The 18176-nt window shown below is 72.4% G+C and carries 18 protein-coding genes; 10 read left to right on the plus strand and 8 right to left on the minus strand.

All coding sequences use genetic code 11. The annotated features are described in order from the left end of the window. Genes cbiE through cobC form a run of 5 tightly spaced genes read left to right on the plus strand, consistent with a single transcriptional unit; the run spans position 1 to position 5368 of the window. The gene (gene cbiE / locus ACFXGX_RS08330; protein WP_384786589.1) at positions 1–1269 is read left to right on the plus strand and encodes a precorrin-6y C5,15-methyltransferase (decarboxylating) subunit CbiE; all 1269 of its coding nucleotides are present in this window, start codon (positions 1–3) and stop codon (positions 1267–1269) included. Then, a complete protein-coding gene (cobJ, locus tag ACFXGX_RS08335; RefSeq protein ID WP_384786518.1) occupies positions 1266–2972 on the plus strand; it encodes a precorrin-3B C(17)-methyltransferase in 1707 nt (568 codons plus the stop codon). The genes cbiE and cobJ overlap by 4 nt, the downstream gene beginning before the upstream one ends. Next, positions 2969–3271 (plus strand): hypothetical protein, encoded by a 303-nt coding sequence (locus ACFXGX_RS08340; protein ID WP_384786521.1) that lies wholly within the window; start codon positions 2969–2971, stop codon positions 3269–3271. Before cobJ ends, ACFXGX_RS08340 begins: the two co-directional genes overlap by 4 nt. Beyond that, positions 3268–4203: a sirohydrochlorin chelatase gene (locus tag ACFXGX_RS08345; protein WP_384786524.1), complete on the plus strand. Its 936-nt coding sequence runs from the start codon at positions 3268–3270 to the stop codon at positions 4201–4203. The genes ACFXGX_RS08340 and ACFXGX_RS08345 overlap by 4 nt, the downstream gene beginning before the upstream one ends. Next, positions 4193–5368, plus strand: a complete 1176-nt coding sequence (gene cobC / locus ACFXGX_RS08350; protein WP_384786527.1) for an Rv2231c family pyridoxal phosphate-dependent protein CobC — start codon at positions 4193–4195, stop codon at positions 5366–5368. Before ACFXGX_RS08345 ends, cobC begins: the two co-directional genes overlap by 11 nt. 104 nt (positions 5369–5472) lie before the next feature. Here cobC and ACFXGX_RS08355 read toward each other — a convergent pair whose 3' ends face one another. The 5 genes from ACFXGX_RS08355 to ACFXGX_RS08375 form a co-directional block, all read right to left on the minus strand. After that, positions 5473–6420 carry an SCO1860 family LAETG-anchored protein gene (locus ACFXGX_RS08355; protein ID WP_384786531.1) on the minus strand — a complete coding sequence of 316 codons (948 nt, stop codon included), beginning with the start codon at positions 6418–6420 and terminating at the stop codon, positions 5473–5475. Between the two features lie 319 nt (positions 6421–6739). After that, a complete protein-coding gene (locus tag ACFXGX_RS08360; protein ID WP_384786534.1) occupies positions 6740–7831 on the minus strand; it encodes an amidohydrolase family protein in 1092 nt (363 codons plus the stop codon). Between the two features lie 10 nt (positions 7832–7841). Further along, the gene (locus ACFXGX_RS08365; protein ID WP_384786537.1) at positions 7842–8666 is read right to left on the minus strand and encodes an amino acid ABC transporter ATP-binding protein; all 825 of its coding nucleotides are present in this window, start codon (positions 8664–8666) and stop codon (positions 7842–7844) included. Then, complete coding sequence (locus ACFXGX_RS08370; protein ID WP_384786540.1) at positions 8663–9496, minus strand: amino acid ABC transporter permease; 834 nt, start codon at positions 9494–9496, stop codon at positions 8663–8665. The genes ACFXGX_RS08365 and ACFXGX_RS08370 overlap by 4 nt, the downstream gene beginning before the upstream one ends. Continuing rightward, positions 9493–10350, minus strand: a complete 858-nt coding sequence (locus ACFXGX_RS08375) for a transporter substrate-binding domain-containing protein (RefSeq protein ID WP_384786543.1) — start codon at positions 10348–10350, stop codon at positions 9493–9495. The genes ACFXGX_RS08370 and ACFXGX_RS08375 overlap by 4 nt, the downstream gene beginning before the upstream one ends. Positions 10351–10503: 153 nt before the next feature. On the opposite strand from ACFXGX_RS08375, the gene ACFXGX_RS08380 reads away from it, so the two are divergent. The 5 genes from ACFXGX_RS08380 to thpD all read left to right on the plus strand — a co-directional run bounded on the left by ACFXGX_RS08380 (position 10504) and on the right by thpD (position 15489). After that, positions 10504–11625, plus strand: coding sequence for a pyridoxal-phosphate-dependent aminotransferase family protein (locus ACFXGX_RS08380; protein ID WP_384786546.1), 1122 nt, complete (start codon positions 10504–10506; stop codon positions 11623–11625). Positions 11626–12216: 591 nt separating this feature from the next. Beyond that, positions 12217–12756, plus strand: coding sequence for a diaminobutyrate acetyltransferase (gene ectA, locus ACFXGX_RS08385; RefSeq protein WP_384786550.1), 540 nt, complete (start codon positions 12217–12219; stop codon positions 12754–12756). A 51-nt stretch (positions 12757–12807) separates the two neighbouring features. Continuing rightward, positions 12808–14079, plus strand: a complete 1272-nt coding sequence (gene ectB, locus ACFXGX_RS08390) for a diaminobutyrate--2-oxoglutarate transaminase (RefSeq protein WP_384786554.1) — start codon at positions 12808–12810, stop codon at positions 14077–14079. Between the two features lie 110 nt (positions 14080–14189). Next, the gene (locus ACFXGX_RS08395) at positions 14190–14594 is read left to right on the plus strand and encodes an ectoine synthase (RefSeq protein ID WP_384786556.1); all 405 of its coding nucleotides are present in this window, start codon (positions 14190–14192) and stop codon (positions 14592–14594) included. Between the two features lie 7 nt (positions 14595–14601). After that, positions 14602–15489: an ectoine hydroxylase gene (thpD, locus tag ACFXGX_RS08400; protein ID WP_384786559.1), complete on the plus strand. Its 888-nt coding sequence runs from the start codon at positions 14602–14604 to the stop codon at positions 15487–15489. A 66-nt stretch (positions 15490–15555) separates the two neighbouring features. On the opposite strand, the gene ACFXGX_RS08405 is transcribed toward thpD, so the two are convergent. From ACFXGX_RS08405 to ACFXGX_RS08415, 3 genes are all read right to left on the minus strand, one after another. Continuing rightward, positions 15556–16608, minus strand: a complete 1053-nt coding sequence (locus tag ACFXGX_RS08405) for an aminotransferase class V-fold PLP-dependent enzyme (RefSeq protein ID WP_384786562.1) — start codon at positions 16606–16608, stop codon at positions 15556–15558. 125 nt (positions 16609–16733) lie between these two features. Continuing rightward, entirely contained in the window at positions 16734–17453 is a 720-nt protein-coding gene (locus tag ACFXGX_RS08410; protein ID WP_384786565.1) for a DsbA family oxidoreductase, read from the minus strand. A gap of 78 nt (positions 17454–17531) precedes the next feature. Further along, complete coding sequence (locus tag ACFXGX_RS08415) at positions 17532–18038, minus strand: GNAT family N-acetyltransferase (protein ID WP_384786568.1); 507 nt, start codon at positions 18036–18038, stop codon at positions 17532–17534. Positions 18039–18176 lie beyond the last annotated feature (138 nt).

The raw sequence follows: 18176 nt of genomic DNA on the forward strand, positions 1-18176 counted from the left end.
GTGATCACCGTCGTCGGTACGGGCACGGGGGCGCCGCCGGCCCCGGACGCCGGGGCCGCGCTCGCCGGGGCGGGGCTGGTCGTGGGTGCCGGTCGGCATCTGGCGGCGGCCCGGCTGCCGGAGCGGGCGGAGCGGGTGGTGCTCGGACCGCTGGCGCCGGCCCTGGACCGCATCGAGCGGTACACGGACGCCGGGGCGCCGGAGGGTCCGGTCGTGGTCCTCGCGTCGGGCGACCCCGGGTTCTTCGGGATCGTACGGGCGCTCGCGGAGCGGTTCGGGAACGCGCGGCTGGACGTCCGGCCCGGAGTCTCGTCCGTGGCGGCCGCCTTCGCCCGGCTCGGCCTTCCCTGGGACGACGCCGTGGTGGTCAGCGCGCACGGGCGTGATCTGCGGACGGCCGTCCAGATCTGCCGGTCGCGGCCCAAGGTGGCGGTGCTGACCGCTCCCGGGTCCGGGCCCGCCGAGCTGGGCGCCGCCCTCGCCGACGCGGACGCCGAGCGCGTCCTGGTGGTGGCGCGGGCCCTCGGCGACCCGAAACACGAGGACGTCGAGCGGGTCACGCCCGCCGAGGCCGCCGCCCGCGACTGGGGTCCGGCGGTCAGTGTCGTGCTGTGCCTGGACGAGTCGCGGGCCCTGGCCCCCGTCCGGACCGTCGCCGGGCCGCCTGCCGGTCCCGGCCGATGGGCCCTGGACGAGAGCGAGTTCGCCCACCGCGACTCGATGATCACCAAGTTCGAGGTACGGGCGCTGGCGCTGGCCCGGATCGGACCGAGGCTCGGCGACCTGGTCTGGGACATCGGCGCGGGCTCGGGGTCCGTCGCCGTGGAGTGCGCGCGGTTCGGCGCCGCGGTGACCGCGGTCGAGAAGACCCCGGACGGCTGCGAGCGCGTCCGCGCCAACGCGGCGGCGCACGGCGTGGACGTACGGGTCGTGCGGGGGTCCGCGCCCGCCGTGCTGTCCGGCCTGGACGAGCCGCACGATCCGGACGCCGTCTTCATCGGCGGCGGCGGACGTGAACTGCCCGGGATCGTCACGGAGTGCGCGCGCCGCGCCCGGCGTGCCGTCGTCGTCGCGATGGCCTCGCTCGACCGGGTGCCGGCCGCCCGTGACGCGCTCACCTCGGCCGGATTCACCTGCGACGGCGTCCTGTTGCAGTCCTCGCGGCTCGCACCGCTGCCGGGCGGGGTCTCCCGGCTCGCGGCGGCCAATCCCGTCTTCGTGCTGTGGGGCGTCCGGCCTCCGGCCCGTACCGAAGGAGTTTCCCAGTGATCGGCCTGATTTCCGCGACGGCGGCGGGCGCGGCGGCCCGTGACCGGCTCGCCGTGGCCTGGTCCACGCGCACCCAGGTGTACGACGGGCCCGTGGCGGACGCCGTGCGGCGGGCCTTCGCGGAGTGCGACCAGTTGGTGTGTTTCCTCGCGACGGGCGCGGTCGTACGGCTCGTCGCTCCCCTGCTCTCGGACAAGGGGGCGGACCCCGGGGTGGTGTGCGTCGACGAGGCGGGACGGTTCGCCGTGTCGCTGGTCGGCGGCCACGCGGGCGGGGCGAACGAACTCGCGCGCGAGGTGGGCGAGTTGCTCGGCGCGGAGCCGGTGGTGACGACGGCGACCGACGCGGTGGGCGTGCCCGGTCTCGACACGCTCGGTCTGCCGGTGGAAGGGGATCTCGCCGGGGTCTCGCGGGCCATGCTGGACGGCGAACCGGTCGTGCTGGAGCGGGAGTCGCCCTGGCCGCTGCCCGCGCTGCCGCCGAACGTGGGCAGTCCGGCGGCGCCGGGTGCCGCCGTCGTCCGGGTGAGCGACCGGGTCCGGGAGACCGCCGCGCGCGAGGTCGTCCTGCGTCCGCCGTCCCTCGTCGTCGGTGTCGGCGCCTCCCGGGGCGCACCCGTGGAGGAGGTCCTCGGGCTCGTCCGGCACACGCTGCGCGAGGCCGGGCTCTCCGTGCGGTCGGTGGCCGCACTCGCCACCGTCGACGCCAAGTCCGAGGAGCCCGGCATCGTCGGGGCCGCCGGGCGGCTCGGGGTCCCGGTCGTCACGTACACCGCCGGGGAACTGGCGGCGGTGGCGGTCCCGAACCCCTCCGACGCGCCGCTCGCCGCCGTGGGAACGCCGTCCGTGGCGGAGGCCGCCGCGCTGCTGGGCGGCGGCGAACTCCTCGTACCCAAGCGGAAGTCGGTACGGACGGACGGGCAGCCGGCGATGGCGACCTGCGCGGTCGTGCGCCGCCCGGCGCGCGGACGGCTCGCGGTCGTCGGCCTCGGCCCCGGGGCCCGCGATCTGCTCACCCCGCGGGCGACGGCGGAACTGCGGCGGGCCGCGGTGCTCGTCGGGCTCGACCAGTACGTCGACCAGATCCGCGACCTCCTGCGGCCCGGCACGCTGATCCTGGAGTCGGGGCTCGGCGCCGAGGAGGAGCGGGCGCGCACGGCGGTCGCCGAGGCGCGCCGCGGACAGGCCGTCGCGCTGATCGGCAGCGGCGACGCGGGCGTGTACGCGATGGCCTCGCCCGCGCTGGCCGAGGCGTCCGACGACATCGACGTGGTCGGGGTGCCGGGGGTGACCGCGGCGCTCGCGGCCGGGGCGATCCTCGGCGCGCCGCTCGGCCACGACCATGTGTCGATCAGCCTGTCCGACCTGCACACGCCGTGGGAGGTCATCGAGCGCCGGGTGCGCGCGGCGGCCGAGGCCGACATCGTCGTGACCTTCTACAACCCGCGCAGCCGGGGCCGTGACTGGCAGCTCCCCAAGGCCCTCGCGCTCCTCGCGGAGCACCGGGAGCCGACGACACCGGTGGGTGTGGTGCGCAACGCCTCCCGTCCGGACGAGTCGAGCCGGGTCACGACGCTGGGGTCCCTGGATCCGGCAATCGTCGACATGATGACCGTGGTGACCGTGGGCAACACGGCGACGCGCGAGATCGCCGGGCGCATGGTGACCCCGCGCGGCTACCGCTGGCAGAAGGAGGCCGAGTGAGCCGAGTGAACCAGGCCCTGCCCGGACTCCGGGCACTGCCCGAACCCCAGGCCCTGCCCGGACTCCGGGCCGCGCCCGGCGCCGGGCGGGAGCCCGTCGGCGTCCCGCCGCACCCCTCCGCTCCGCGGGCCGACCCGGCCACGGAGAAGACCTCTCGGGCCGGCCCGGCCCTCAAGAAGACCGCTCGGGCCGACCCGGCCCTCCAGACGGCTCGGACCGACCGGGCCCCGACAACCGCTGAGGCCCACCAGGCCTCGAGATCAGCCGCGGCCGACGCTGCCGCCAAGGAGACATCGTGACCACCCCTCCCCCCGCGCTGCTCATCGCCGGACACGGCACCCGGGACGAGGCCGGAGCCGAGGCCTTCCGTTCCTTCGTACGGGAGCTCGGCAGCCGCCATCCCGAACTGCCCGTCGCCGGCGGGTTCATCGAGCTGTCGCCGCCGCCGCTCGGCGATGCGGTCGGCGAACTCGTCGGACAGGGCGTCCGGCGTTTCGCCGCCGTACCGCTGATGCTGGTGTCCGCCGGGCACGCCAAGGGCGACATCCCGGCGGCGCTGGCCCGCGAGAAGGAGCGGCACCCCGGGATCTCCTACACGTACGGGCGTCCGCTGGGCCCGCATCCCTCGCTGCTCGCCGTGCTGGAGCGGCGGCTGGACGAGGTCCTCGGCGACAGCGTCACGACCCCCGAGGAGCGGGCCGAGGTGACCGTGCTGCTCGTGGGCCGCGGGTCCACCGACCCGGACGCCAACGCCGAGGTGCACAAGGCGGCGCGGCTGCTGTGGGAGGGCCGGGGGTACGCGGGCGTCGAGACCGCGTTCGTGTCCCTGGCCGCGCCGGACGTGCCCTCGGGCCTCGACCGCTGTGTGAAGCTGGGCGCGCGCAGGATCGTGGTCCTGCCCTACTTCCTGTTCACGGGCATCCTCCCGGACCGGGTGCGGCGGCAGACGGAGGACTGGGCCGCCGCGCACCCCGGGGTCGAGGTGGGGTCCGCCGAGGTCATCGGTCCCGAACCCGAGCTGCTCGACCTGGTCATGGAGCGCTACCGTGAGGCCGTCGCGGGCGATCTGCGGATGAACTGCGACTCCTGCGTGTACCGGATCGCGCTGCCCGGCTTCGAGGACAAGGTGGGGCTGCCCCAGCAGCCGCACTTCCACCCGGACGACGACGGCCGGCATGACGGACACGGGCACCACCATCACGGGGGACACACGCATTCCCATGCCCACTGACCAGGCCGCCGAGGGCGGGCACGATCTGCGGCACCACGGGGACGCCGAGGTGCGCGACGACGGTTCCAAGCTGACCGATCTGGCCGTGAACGTCCGGGCGGACACCCCGCCCGCGTGGCTGCTGGACCGGATCGCCGCGTCACTGCCGTCCCTCGCGGCCTACCCGGACGGGCGGGCCGCGCGGGCGGCGGTGGCGGCGCGGCACGGGCTGCCGGTGGAGCGGGTGCTGCTCACGGCGGGCGCGGCCGAGGCGTTCGTGCTGCTCGCGCGTGGCCTGGAGGTGCGCCGGCCGGTCGTCGTGCATCCGCAGTTCACGGAGCCCGAGGCCGCGCTGCGGGACGCCGGCCACACGGTGGGCCGCGTGCTGCTGCGTGAGGAGGACGACTTCCGGCTCGATCCGGCCGCCGTCCCCGAGGACGCCGATCTCGTCGTGATCGGCAATCCGACCAATCCGACCTCGGTGCTGCACCCGGCCGGGACGGTCGCCGCACTGGCCCGTCCCGGGCGGGTGCTGGTGGTCGACGAGGCGTTCATGGACGCGGTGCCGGGCGAGCGCGAGTCGCTGGCCGGGCGGACGGACGTACCCGGTCTCGTCGTGCTGCGCAGTCTCACGAAGACGTGGGGTCTCGCGGGGCTGCGGATCGGATACGTGCTCGCCGAACCCGGGACGATCGCCCGGCTGGAGCGTGCCCAGCCGCTCTGGCCGGTGTCCACGCCCGCGCTCGCGGCGGCGGAGGCGTGCGTGTCCGCGCAGGCGCTCGCGGAGGCGGCGCACGCGGCACGGCGGATCGCCAAGGACCGGGACCATCTGGTCGCGGGGCTGCGGGAGTTCGCCTGCACCGACGGGCTGCGGGTGGTGGAGCCGGCCGAGGGCTCCTTCGTACTGGTCCGGCTGCCGCGGGCCGCCGGCGTGCGCCGCGCGCTGCGCGGTCTCGGGTTCGCGGTGCGGCGCGGGGACACGTTTCCCGGGCTCGGCGACGACTGGCTGCGGATCGCGGTACGGGACCGGACGACGGTCAACCGGTTCCTCCAGGCCGTGGACCGGGCGATGACCGTCGCCGGGGACGGCGGCGCCGGCGGCACGGGAATCGTTCCGCCCCGGCAGCCCCCGCCGCCCCCACCCGGCCCGCGCCCGGAGCCGCCGCGGACGTCCTCCTCGGCCTGAGCGACCGGGCCCCGAGCCCCCCCGTTCCTCAAACCCCCGAACTCCGAACCCCCGGGCGGGCCCGGCCCGTTCAGCGTCTCCGACGCCGGGGAGAACAGCGGGCGTCAGCCCCTGCGGCGGCGGGAGAGGGTGACCGCTCCGGCGCCCGCGGCGAGCAGGGCCGCCGCGCCGCCCGCCAGGTACGGCGTCATCGAACTGCTCCCGGTCTCGGCGAGGCCGCCCTCCTCGCGACCGCCCTGCGGGCTCGCCTCGGCCGTAGGCTCGGCGGCGGCCGCCGAGGGACTGGCCGGGGTCGCCGAGGGACTGTCCGGCGCGGCCTCCCGAGCGGGCGCGGCCGGCGCCTCGCAGGTGGCCTTCGCCAGGGTGACCGTGCCCTCCACCTCGGCCACACCCAGCTTCAACGGGTCGACGGACACGTTCAGTTCGAGTGCGGTGGCGGCGGCCGTACGGGACGTGGTCTCGGTCCTGGAGAGGTCGAGCCGCACCTCACCGACGCCGGGGACCTTCACATGCGTCGGGCCGCCCGTCGTCAGGGTGACCTTCTTGCCGAGAACGGTGACGGATCCCAGCAGGTTCGCGGTGGCGACGGGCTTCTTGCCCGCCTCGCAGGTCGCCTTCGAGGTCACTTCCTGGACCTCGATGAGTGAGAGCAGCGGCAGCCCCGGGACGTGGACGGCGGCGTGCGCGAGACGGGTCGAGCCCTCGGCCTTCTCCGCGGAGACGGTGGCCTCGGCGGTGGCGACTTCGGCGCGCAGCACGCTGAACGGACGTCCGTGGTCGACGCCGTCCAACTGGGCGGTGAGCGCGGTCTTCTCGGCACTCTGCGGTGCCTGCACCTCGTTCAGGGAGACCGCGAGCGGGACGTTCACGGTCTTCTTGAGGAGGGACACGTCGAGTCCGGTGCGGAGCACGACGGCGCTCGCGCGGCCGTGGTCACCGGTCGCGTGGGCGGAGCCCGCGCCGGCCAGCGCGGTGGGACCCGCGGCGAGGACGGTGGCGGCCGCGGTGACGGCGAGACGGCGTGCGGGCATGCGGTGGTCGATGCTGTTCAAGGGTGGGACCCCCCTAGGAGAAAGCCTGGGACCCGGAAAGAATTACGCACCGAGAGTGAACAGTCAGGCACCTGACGTGAGTTCACTCCATCGTGGGGTTTCCGCGCATGTCTTCGAATCCATGGGCACAGCCGTTCTCTGCCGTCACTCGCCCAACGTCCCTGGATGAACGCGCTGGTTGACGCGCCGGTTGACGACGGGGTGACGCGCCGGAGCGCACCAGATGGTGCTCAACGAGCGCGCCACCCCGGTCGTCACGCTCCGTCAACCGCGCCCGCGTCAGCAGTCCAAGACCTCCAGCACGTCCGCCCCGCCCGCGTCAGCCGACGATCCGCCCGTTGAGGACCACCCTTCGCGGATCCGCCAGGACCCGTACGTCGTGGCGCGGGTCCCCGTCGTAGACCACGAGGTCCGCCGGCGCCCCCTCGTCGAGTCCGGGCCGTCCGAGCCAGCGCCTGGCGCCCCAGGTGGTGGCGGAGAGCGCCTCGACGGGCGGGATGCCGGCGGTGACGAGCTCGGCGACCTCGGCCGCGACGAGGCCGTGCGCGAGGGAGCCGCCCGCGTCGGTGCCGACGTAGACGGGGATTCCGGCGTCGTACGCGGCGCGCACGGTGTCGTAGCGGCGTTCGTGCAGCCGCCGCATGTGCGCCGACCACTGGGGGTACCTGGCCTCGCCGCCGGCCGCGAGCCGCGGGAAGGTGGCGATGTTCACGAGGGTCGGGACGATGGCGACCCCTCGCTCGGCGAAGAGCGGGACGGTGTCCTCGGTGAGGCCGGTGGCGTGCTCGACGCAGTCGATGCCCGCCTCGACCAGGTCCCGGAGCGAGTCCTCGGCGAAGCAGTGCGCGGTGACCCGGGCGCCGAGCCGGTGCGCCTCGGTGATCGCCGCCTCGACGGCCTCGCGCGGCCAGCAGGCGCTCAGGTCGCCGGTGCCGCGGTCGATCCAGTCCCCCACGAGCTTGACCCAGCCGTCACCGCGCCGGGCCTCCCGGGCGACGTAGGCGACCAGGTCCTCCGGCTCGATCTCGTGGGCGTAGTTGCGGATGTAGCGGCGGGTGCGGGCGATGTGCCGGCCCGCGCGGATGATCTTCGGGAGGTCGTCGCGGTCGTCGATCCAGCGGGTGTCGGAGGGCGAGCCGGCGTCCCGGACGAGGAGGGTGCCGGCGTCGCGGTCGGTCAGCGCCTGCTTCTCGGAGACGTCCGCCGGGACCGGGCCGTGGGCGTCGAGCCCGACATGGCAGTGCGCGTCGACCAGGCCGGGCAGCGCCCAGCCCTCGACGGTGCGGACGTCACGGGCGCCGGCGGGGCGCTCGTACGAGATCCTGCCGCCGACGATCCACAGCTCGTCGCGGACGTCGTCGGGCCCGACGAGGACCCGCCCCTTCACGTGCAGTACCGGGTGATCGCTCATGCACGGCACCTTAGTGAGGCGGCTCCCCGTCCTCGGCCCGCCCTGTCCTGTTTCCGGCCTGCCGGTCCGGCGCCCCCTCGGGAACGTCCGCCATCGCCGGGTCGAGCAGCCGGGACAGGAAGTGCCGGGTACGCTCGTTGGCCGGGTTGCCGATGACCTGCGCCGGGGCGCCGTCCTCGACGATCACACCGCCGTCCATGAAGACGACCCGGTCGGCGACCTCACGCGCGAAGGTCATCTCGTGGGTGACGACCATCATCGTCATGCCCTCGTCGGCGAGCATCCGCATGACGGCGAGGACGTCGCCGACGAGCTCGGGGTCGAGCGCGGAGGTCGGCTCGTCGAAGAGCATCACGTCGGGTCCCATGGCGAGCGCGCGGGCGATCGCGACGCGCTGCTGCTGGCCTCCGGAGAGGGAGGCCGGATAGGCGTCGGCCTTCTCCGCGAGCCCCACCCGGGCGAGGTTCTCGGCGGCGGTCCGGGCCGCCTCCGCCTTGTCCCGGCCGAGCACCCGGCGCTGCGGCAGCGTGAGGTTCCCGGTCACCGACAGATGGGGGAAGAGGTTGAACTGCTGGAACACCATGCCGATACGGCGGCGTACGGCGTCGATGTCGACGTCGGGGTCCGTGACCTCCGTACCGCCCACGAACACCTGACCCTTGGTGGGTTCCTCCAGGAGGTTCACACAGCGCAGCAGCGTCGACTTGCCGGAGCCGGACGGGCCGATCACACAGACGACCTCGCCCTGGCCGATCTCCAGGTCGATCCCGCGCAGCACCTCGTTGTCACCGAAGGACTTGTGCAGGTCCTTCACCTGGATCTCGGGTGTGCTCACTTCGTGGCCTCCTTCTGCTGCGCCTCAAGGCGTCGCGCGACGAAGCCGAGCGGGATCGTGACGAGCAGGTAGCACAGACCCGCGACCAGGATCGGCGTGGAGTTGGCGGTCGTGCTGGCCAGGTCGCGGCCGTACTTGGACAGTTCGCGCTCCTCCAGGGTGACACCCAGGAACAGCACCAGCGAGGAGTCCTTGAAGAGGGTCACGAGTTCGTTGGTGAGCGGCGGGACGATGATCCGGAACGCCTGCGGGACGACGATCGAGACCATCGCCCGCGCGTGCGAGAAGCCCAGCGAACGGGCCGCCTCCATCTGCCCCTTGGGCACGGCCTGGATGCCCGCCCGGAAGGTCTCGGCCATGTACGCGGCCCCCACCAGACCGAGCGCGAGGGCGACCTTTCCGTACGTTCCGCCGATGATCTCCGTGCCCGGGAACGCGAGCGGTACCGCGACGCCCACGAAGATGAAGATCATCAGGGCGGGCAGACCGCGGAAGACCTCGATGTAGATTCCGGCGAACCAGCGGTAGGGACCCACCGAGGACAGACGCATCAGGGCGATGACGATGCCCAGCACGAGACCGACGGCGAAGCCGGACGTCGTGTAGAGGACGGTGTTCTTCAGCGCCAGCGTGATGACGTCCGGGAACATCTGCTTGACCAGGTCCCACTGGAAGAACTGGTTCTGCAGACGGCCCCAGTCCGCCGTGACCGCGAAGGCGATCACGACGGCGACGAAGACGACGTACTGCACACCGCGTGAGATCTGGCGCTTCTGGCGCCGGCTCAGGCCGGACCTGCGGGGCTGGAGGGGCGTGTCGGCACCACTCATGAGGCGGACGGGGAGGCGGAGGCCGCGGCCGCGTCGTACGGGCCGATCCACTTCTCGTAGAGCTTCTTGTACGTGCCGTCGGCCTTGGCGTCCGCGATGGCCTTGTTGATGGCGGCGAGGAGCTTGGCGTTGCCCTTCTTCACGGTGAAGCCGTACTGCTCACCGGTGCTGAGGTTGTCGACCACCTTGAAGGCGTCGGCGTTGGCCTTGTCCTTCAGCCAGCCCTGGACGACCGGGTAGTCGATGACGACGGCCTGCACCTGACCGCTGCGCAGTCCGCTGAGGACCGCGTCGGAGGACTCGAAGGAGACCGGGTCGAAGCCCTGCTGCTTCGCGTAGTCCTCGCCGGTGGTCTGTGCCTGGGCGCCGAGCTTCTTGCCCTTCGCCTTGACGTCGGCCAGCGAGGTGATGCCGCTCTTCTTGTCGACCAGCACGCCCTGGGTGGCGTTGAAGTACGGGTCGGAGAAGTCGACGTTCTTCTTGCGCTCCTCGGTGATCGTCATACCGGCCGCGGCGAGGTCGCACTGCTCGGAGTTGAGGAAGGCGCCCGTCTTGAAGTTCTCGAAGGGGGTGTCGACGATCGCCTGCTTCACGCCCAGGTCCGCGGCGACGAGGTCGATCAGCGACACGTCGAAGCCCTGCACCTTGCCGTCGATCTCCGACTGGAAGGGCGGGTACGGCAGGTGGGTGCACGTGGTGAGCTGCCCCGCCTTGACGAGCTGGACCCCGCCGGACGCGGTCTTGGAGCCGCTGCCGCCGTCGCCGCTGGAGGTGCAGGCGGCCACGAGCGTCAGCCCTGCCGTCAGGGTGATGGCGGCCAGGACTCGGGTCCGGCGGCCGGAGAGGGTGTTCACGGCGGGCCTTCCTGTCAGGGAACTGTGGGTTCCGATTATAAGGAGATGTTTGAGGCTCTCAAATCAAACCGATGGCTACGGGGCCACTCGACCTAAGAAGTCACCAGTGGGCGGGGACGAGGGCACGACAGCTAATCTCGTCACCTGTACCCCATGAGTGAAGAGAGCACCGCCGTGACACACCCGTTCCTGGACCTCGCCCCGCTGAGCGCCGCGCACTTCGCGTCGATCGAGGACCGTGTCGCCCGGCTGCTCGGCACCGAGCAGGACGTCGTGATCATGCAGGGCGAGGCGCTGCTTCCCCTGGAAGGGGCCATCCGGGGTACGGCCGGTCCCGGCACCACCGCCCTGAACGTCATCACCGGCCCCTACGGCCAGACGTTCGGCAACTGGCTGCGGGACTGCGGCGCCACCGTGATCGATCTGGCGGTGCCGTTCCACACCGCGGTCACCGCCGCGCAGATCCGCGAGGCCTTCGCCGAGCACCCGTCGATCGACTTCGTGTCGCTCGTGCACGCCGAGGCCGCCACCGGGAACACCAACCCGGTGGCGGAGATCGGCGAGGTCGTACGCGAGCACGGCGCGCTCTTCTATCTGGACGCCGTCGCGTCGATCGGCGCCGAGCCGGTGCTGCCGGACGCCTGGGGCGTCGATCTGTGCGTGATCGGGGCGCAGAAGGCGATGGGCGGTCCCGCCGGCGTGTCGGCGGTGTCGGTGAGCGAGCGGGCGTGGGCGCGGATGGCCGCGAACCCCGGCGCGCCGCGCCGCTCGTACCTCTCGCTCCTCGACTGGAAGGAGCGCTGGATCGACGGCGGCCGCACGGCGCTGCTGCACGCCCCGGCGCAGTTGGAGATGCTGGCGCTGGAGGCGTGCGTCGAGCGGATCGAGGGCGAGGGCCTGGACGCGGTGATGGCCCGTCACGCCTCGGCCGCCGCGGCCACCCGGGCGGGAGCGGTGGCCCTCGGCGGCGGTCTGGCGCCGTACGTGGACGCCGCCTCCGACGCGGCGCCCGTCGCCACCACCCTGCGGGTGCCCGAGAACGTGGACGCGTCCGCGGTGGTCGCGAAGGCGCTGGCCGCGGATCCCGCGCTGCCGCTCGCCGCGGGCGGCGGCGCGCTCGCGCAGTCGATGATCCGCGTGAACCACTACGGCCCCGACGCCACCCGGGGCGCCGTCCACTCCAGCCTCGCGGCGCTCGGCGCGGCGCTGGCCGAGTCCGGCCGGACGGTGGACCTGGAGGGGGCGCGCCGGGCCGTGGCCCTGGCCTGGGACTGACCCGGAGGGCGCGGAGGACGCGGAGGGGGCCGGTGATGGGACCGGCTCCCGAGGGACCGGCGAGGGCGTCCGGGCCTTCACCGGTCCGACGGACCGGGGCGTCCGCACCTTCACCGGACCGGGGGGCGGAGGCGTCCGCGCCTTCACCGGACCGACGGACGGGGACGTCCGCGCCTTCACCGGACCGACGGACGGAGGCGTCCGCGCCTTCGCCCGACCGGGGAGCCCCCGGGATCCCGGACGGCGATACCGCGGGAATTGCAATTCCTTCCCCCGCCCTTATCCTGCCGTCAATTCGGATCCGAATTCCATCGATACAGCTTCCCGCATCCTTCTGCCCGCTTTTCCTGTCGCCAAACGCAAAGATTTCGCGAACACGAACAGGCGCGATTCGGGGAGACCTCGTACACATTTCACCCCTGTGACACACTCCACAGGGCGCCCGTTTCCTGTGGAATTTTCCGGGCAAATCAACCGATAAAGGCACCATCTTCGGGGGTCTTTCACGGGCGCGTGATAACACATGAGCACACCGTCCGTAACCCCGCCCGACGATGCAATCTGAACTTTCCGTCGGTAAATTCAAGCCGCATGACCGTCGCCCAAGCAGACCTGTCAGCGGAATTTCTGGAAATGCCGGATGGCCTTCGGATCGACCGTCCGGAGGTGGCCGACGGGGCCGCCCTCTGGCGTATCGCCAAGGACTCCCGGACCCTCGACCTGAACTCCTCCTACAGCTACCTCCTGTGGTGCCGTGACTTCGCCGGCACCTCGGTGGTGGCACGGGACGCCGACGGGCGGCCCGTCGGTTTCGTCACCGCCTACGTGCGCCCCGAGCGTCCGGGGACCCTCCTCGTGTGGCAGGTGGCCGTCGACGCGGCGCACCGCGGCCGCGGACTGGCCGCGCGCCTCCTCGACGGGCTGACCGCACGAGTGGCTGCCGAACGCGGACTCTCCGCCGTCGAGACCACCATCACTCCGGGCAACACCGCCTCCGAGCGCCTGTTCACGTCGTACGCACGACGTCATGGCGCCTCCGTCGAGCGCGAGGTGCTGTTCGAGACGGGGCAGTTCCCCGACGGGCCGCACGACCCCGAAGTGCTCTACCGCATCGGCCCGTTCCCCGGCTGATCCCCTCCTTCCTCCCCTCCCCCCCCCACAAGCTTCGAGGAGCGAATCCCCTTGACCATCACCCAGCCCGACCTGAGCGTCTTCGAGACCCTGGAGTCGGAGGTGCGCAGCTACTGCCGCAACTGGCCCACCGTCTTCGACCGGGCCCGCGGCAGCCTCATGTATGACGAGGACGGGCACGCGTACCTGGACTTCTTCGCCGGTGCCGGGTCGCTGAACTACGGACACAACAACCCCGTGCTCAAACGGGCCCTGATCGACTACCTGGAGCGCGACGGCGTCACCCACGGGCTCGACATGTCGACGGCCGCCAAGCGCGGTTTCCTGGAGGCCTTCCAGAACCTGGTGCTGCGGCCGCGCGACCTGCCGTACAAGGTGATGTTCCCCGGCCCGACCGGCACCAACGCCGTCGAGTCGGCGCTGAAGCTCGCGCGGAAGGTGAAGGGGCGCGAGGCGATCGTGTCGTTCACCAACGCGTTCCACGGGATGTCGCTCGGCTCGCTCGCCGTGACGGGCAACGCCTTCAAGCGGGCGGGGGCCGGCGTCCCGCTGGTGCACGGCACCCCGATGCCGTTCGACAACTACTTCGACGGGCAGGTCCCGGACTTCCTGTGGTTCGAACGGCTCCTGGAGGACCAGGGATCCGGCCTCAACCAGCCCGCCGCGGTGATCGTCGAGACCGTGCAGGGCGAGGGCGGCATCAACGTCGCGCGGCCCGAGTGGCTGCGCGCCCTGGCGGACCTGTGCGCGCGTCGCGACATGCTGCTGATCGTCGACGACATCCAGATGGGCTGCGGGCGGACCGGCGCGTTCTTCTCCTTCGAGGAGGCGGGGATCGTGCCCGACATCGTGACCGTGTCCAAGTCCATCAGCGGGTACGGGCTGCCGATGTCGCTGTGCCTGTTCAAGCCCGAGCTGGACATCTGGGAGCCGGGCGAGCACAACGGCACCTTCCGCGGCAACAACCCGGCGTTCGTCACGGCCACCGCCGCCCTGGAGGCCTACTGGGCCGACGGGTCCGCCATGGAGAAACAGACCCGCGCCCGCGGCGAGCAGATCGAACAGGCGCTGATCTCCATCACCGAGGAGAACCTCGCCCACGTCAAGGAGTACCGCGGCCGCGGACTCGTCTGGGGCATCGAGTTCAAGGACAAGGCCCGCGCCGCACGGATCGCCCGTCGCGCCTTCGAACTCGGGCTGCTCGTCGAGACGTCGGGACCGGAGAGCGAGGTCCTGAAACTGCTGCCCGCCCTGACCATCACGCCCGACGAACTCGACGAGGGCCTGCGCACCCTCGAACGCGCCGTCCGCGAGACCGTCTGAGCCCGCCGCTCTCCGGGATACCGGCGGGAAGCACGAGCAGCACGAGCACCGCGAGCAGCACGGGAAGCACGACAGGCACGACAGGCACGAGAGAGAGGTGGCGCACCACCGTGATAGTCCGTTCGTTCAAGGAACTCGAGGGCACCGACCGGCATGTGAAGGCCGCGTCCGGCACCTGGGAGAGCAAGCGCATCGTCCTCGCCAAGGAGAAGGTCGGCTTCTCCCTGCACGAGACGATCCTGTACGCGGGCACGGAGACGTCGATGTGGTACGCGAACCACATCGAGGCCGTGCTGTGCGTCGAGGGCGAGGCCGAACTCACCGATCACGAGACCGGCGAGAAGCACTGGATCGCGCCGGGGACGATGTACCTGCTGAACGGTCACGAGCGCCACACCCTGCGCCCGAGGACCGACTTCCGGTGCGTCTGCGTCTTCAACCCGCCCGTCACCGGACGGGAGGACCACGACGAGAACGGCGTCTACCCCCTGCTCACCGAACCCGAGGAGGTGTGACACACCGATGACCACACTCACCGATCTGTACCCCAGCCGCGCCGCCACCGAAGTGGCCGCGCCCCGCCAGGACCCGGTCGTCTGGGGCGCGCCGGACGAACCCGGCCCGATCTCGGTCTCCGACCTGCACTCCTACGAGCGTGACGGCTTCCTCCCCGTCGAGCGGCTCATCGGCGAGGACGAGGTCGCCGTCTACCACCAGGAGCTGGAACGGCTCGTCACCGACCCGGCGGTCCGCGCCGACGAGCGCTCGATCGTCGAACCGAGAACGCAGGAGATCCGGTCCGTCTTCGAGGTGCACCGGATCAGCGAGGTCTTCGCCCGTCTCGTGCGCGACGAGCGCGTCGTCGGCCGGGCCCGGCAGATCCTCGGCTCGGACGTGTACGTCCATCAGTCGCGGATCAACGTCAAGCCGGGCTTCGGGGCCAGCGGCTTCTACTGGCACTCGGACTTCGAGACCTGGCACGCGGAGGACGGTCTGCCCAACATGCGGACCGTGTCCGTCTCGATCGCGCTGACCGAGAACCACGACACCAACGGCGGCCTCATGATCATGCCGGGGTCGCACAGGACGTTCCTCGGGTGCGCGGGGGCCACGCCGAAGGACAACTACAAGAAGTCGCTCCAGATGCAGGACGCCGGGACCCCCTCCGACGAGGCGCTCACCGGCCTGGCGAGCCGGCACGGCATCAAGCTCTTCACGGGCAGGGCGGGTTCGGCGACCTGGTTCGACTGCAACTGCATGCACGGCTCGGGGGACAACATCACCCCGTTCCCGCGCAGCAACGTCTTCATCGTGTTCAACAGCGTGGAGAACGCGGCGGTGGAGCCGTTCGCGGCGCCCGTGCGCAGGCCGGAGTTCATCGGGGCACGGGACTTCACGCCGGTGCGGTGATCCCTCCGGCGGGGTGAGCGGGAGACCGGCCCCGGGAGCGTGTGCTCCCCGGGGCCGTCCGCCGTGTCAGCCGGCCAGCACGTCCAGGAGGCGGTCGACGTCGGGGGGCGTGTTGTAGAGGTGGAACGACGCCCGCAGATTGCCCGAGCGGTTGGACACCTCGATGCCGGCCCGGCTCAACTCGCCCTGCCGGTGGCCGAGTCCGGGCACGGAGACGATGGCGGAGCCCGGCGCGGGCAGCGCCTCGTGGTCCAGCGCGGCCAGCCCCGCGCGGAAGCGTTCGGCGAGGGCCAGGTCGTGCTCGTGCACGGCGTCCACACCGAGTTCCTCGATCAGGGCGAGGGAGTGGCGCACCCCGGCGTAGGTGAACAGGGCGGGGCTGACGTCGAAGCGGCGGGCGGAGTGGGCGAGTTCCTGCACCGGGCCGTAGCAGGAGTCCCAGGGCCGCTCCGCGGCGACCCAGCCCGCGTTCAGCGGGGTGAGCCCGCCGAAGTCCTCGGGCACCACGAGGAAGGCCGCACCGTGCGGGCCCAGCAGCCACTTGAAGGTGGTGCACACGGTGAAGTCGTAGCCGTCGGCGTCGATGGGCAGCCAGCCCGCCGCCTGGGAGAAGTCGACGTAGGTGCGCGCCCCGTGGGCACGGGCCGCCTCGCGCAGCGCCGGCAGGTCGGCGATGCGGCCGTCGGCGGACTGTGCGGCGCTGACCGCGACGAGCGCCGTGCCGGGCCGCACGGACTCGGCGAGCCGCTCCAGCGGTACGGCGCGCACCTTCAGGTCGCCGCGGACGTGGAACGGGTTCAGCACGGAGGTGAAGTCGTCCTCGGCGGTGAGGACTTCGGACCCCGGGGCCAGCCCGGCCGCGATCAGCGCGGTCTGGGCGGCGACGGACGGGCCGGCGGCGACCCGGGCGGCCGGGACACCGGCCAGCCGGGCGAAGGAGGCGCGGGCCAGCTCGACGTCCTCGAAGAGAGAGTCGATCGGCCTGCCCTCGGCCCGCAGAGCCACCGCCTCGTGCAGGGCGGCGACGGTACGGGCGGGGAGCAGGCCGGTGCTCGCGGTGTTCAGAAAGGTGTTCTTCGGGGCGAACTCGGCGCGGACGAGGGTCTCGAAGGTCTCCATGGGACCACTGTGGGCCCGGACGGTGCCCAAGTCCATTGCGAGCTTTTACGCGGTTTCCCCAAGCAGCGCTTATGAATGGGCCCCGACCTGCGTCTTCCGCCGCCGGGGCCCCTCTCCCGCGCGGGTCAGTTCTGCGGGACGGCGCAGCCGTCCGGGCCACAGGCCTCGGCGTCGCCGGCCTCGTCCTGGATCAGCGTGAGCCCCGGACGCTCGCCCCAGGCCTGGGACAGCGCCTGTGCGAAGACCTCGGCGGGCTGTGCGCCGGAGACCCCGTACGTGCGGTCCAGCACGAAGAAGGGGACGCCGTTCGCGCCCAGCTCGGCGGCCTCGCGCTCGTCGGCACGGACGTCGTCGGCGTAGGCGGCCGGGTCGGCGAGCACCCCGCGGGCCTCGTCGGCGTCGAGCCCGGCGGCGACGGCCAGCTCCACGAGCCGCTCGTCGTCACCGAAGACGGTCCGCTCGTCCGCGAAGTTGGCCTCGTAGAACCGGCCGATCAGTTCGTCCTGGCGGCCCCGCGCCTTGGCGAGGTGCAGCAGGCGGTGCATGTCGAAGGTGTTGCCGTGGTCCCGGTCCCGGGTGCGGTACGCGAGGCCCTCGGCGGCGGCCTGCGTGCCGAGGTTCTCCTCGCCCGCCTGCGCCTGCTCCTCGCTCATGCCGTACTTCTTGGTGAGCATCGTGATCACGGGCTGGATGTCGCCCTTGGCGCGGCCGGGGTCCAGCTCGAAGGACCGGTGCACGACCTCGACCTCGTCACGGTGCGGGAAGGCGTCGAGCGCCTTCTCGAAACGGGCCTTTCCGACATAGCACCAGGGGCAGGCGATGTCGGACCAGATCTCGACGCGCATTCTTCGGCTCTCTCCAGGTCGTGCGGATACGGGACACCCTCCGGGGACGTCATTAGGTGAACATTCAAGCGGCTCGGGTCATTCCCCGGCCACCGCGTACCGCAGATACAGGTGGTGATCACCCTCCTCGGGCGGGTTCCCCGGATCCGGGACCCAGCCCAGGCGGGCGTAGAAGGCCTGGGCGCGCAGGTTGTCGGTGTGCACGTCGAGGGTCGCCGTGCGTTTCCCGTCCGCCTGCCACTCCTCCACGCAGGCCGCGTGCAGCTCCGCCCCGATTCCGGCCCGCCAGTGGCCGGGGTCGACATGGAACTGGAAGAGCTTGACCGTGTCGGCGGGCGCGCCCTCGTCCGTACGGAAGGAGGCGATGCCCGCGATCCTGCCGTCCTGCACGAGGCACAGCACGTGGCCGTCGGGGCGCTCGATGGCGCCCCGCCAGGCGGCGAGCCAGTCGGTTCCGTCCCGCGGCACCCCGTCCGGGTAATAGGTCGCCCGGGCCCGGGCGTGGAGGTCGGCGACGGCGGCCGCCTCGGCGGACAGCACGGTCCGGATCACGCGGCGCACAGGGTTCACACGGTCCTCGATCATGAAGCTGAGGACGTGAGCGCGGAGCGTGGGGGGGGGGGGGGCGGGCGGGGCGGGGGGGGGGGGGGGGCGCGCGGCGGCGCGCGGGCGGCGGCGCGCGGGGGTGGCGGATACACAGACCCACGCCCCGACACAGCGCGC

Origin of the sequence: Streptomyces sp. NPDC059371 (genome assembly GCF_042751995.1) — a bacterium.
Classification (GTDB): Bacteria; Actinomycetota; Actinomycetes; order Streptomycetales; family Streptomycetaceae; genus Streptomyces.

Bases quoted from the DNA above. Each gene is read 5' to 3' on its own strand.
- ectA (WP_384786550.1), top strand. From the start codon at position 12,217: ATGACCGTCGCCCAAGCAGACCTGTCAGCGGAATTTCTGGAAATGCCG.
- ACFXGX_RS08380 (WP_384786546.1), top strand. From the start codon at position 10,504: ATGAGTGAAGAGAGCACCGCCGTGACACACCCGTTCCTGGACCTCGCC.
- thpD (WP_384786559.1), top strand. From the start codon at position 14,602: ATGACCACACTCACCGATCTGTACCCCAGCCGCGCCGCCACCGAAGTG.
- ACFXGX_RS08360 (WP_384786534.1), bottom strand. From the start codon at position 7,831: ATGAGCGATCACCCGGTACTGCACGTGAAGGGGCGGGTCCTCGTCGGG.
- cobC (WP_384786527.1), top strand. From the start codon at position 4,193: ATGCCCACTGACCAGGCCGCCGAGGGCGGGCACGATCTGCGGCACCAC.
- ACFXGX_RS08415 (WP_384786568.1), bottom strand. From the start codon at position 18,038: ATGATCGAGGACCGTGTGAACCCTGTGCGCCGCGTGATCCGGACCGTG.
- ACFXGX_RS08410 (WP_384786565.1), bottom strand. From the start codon at position 17,453: ATGCGCGTCGAGATCTGGTCCGACATCGCCTGCCCCTGGTGCTATGTC.
- ACFXGX_RS08370 (WP_384786540.1), bottom strand. From the start codon at position 9,496: ATGAGTGGTGCCGACACGCCCCTCCAGCCCCGCAGGTCCGGCCTGAGC.
- ACFXGX_RS08405 (WP_384786562.1), bottom strand. From the start codon at position 16,608: ATGGAGACCTTCGAGACCCTCGTCCGCGCCGAGTTCGCCCCGAAGAAC.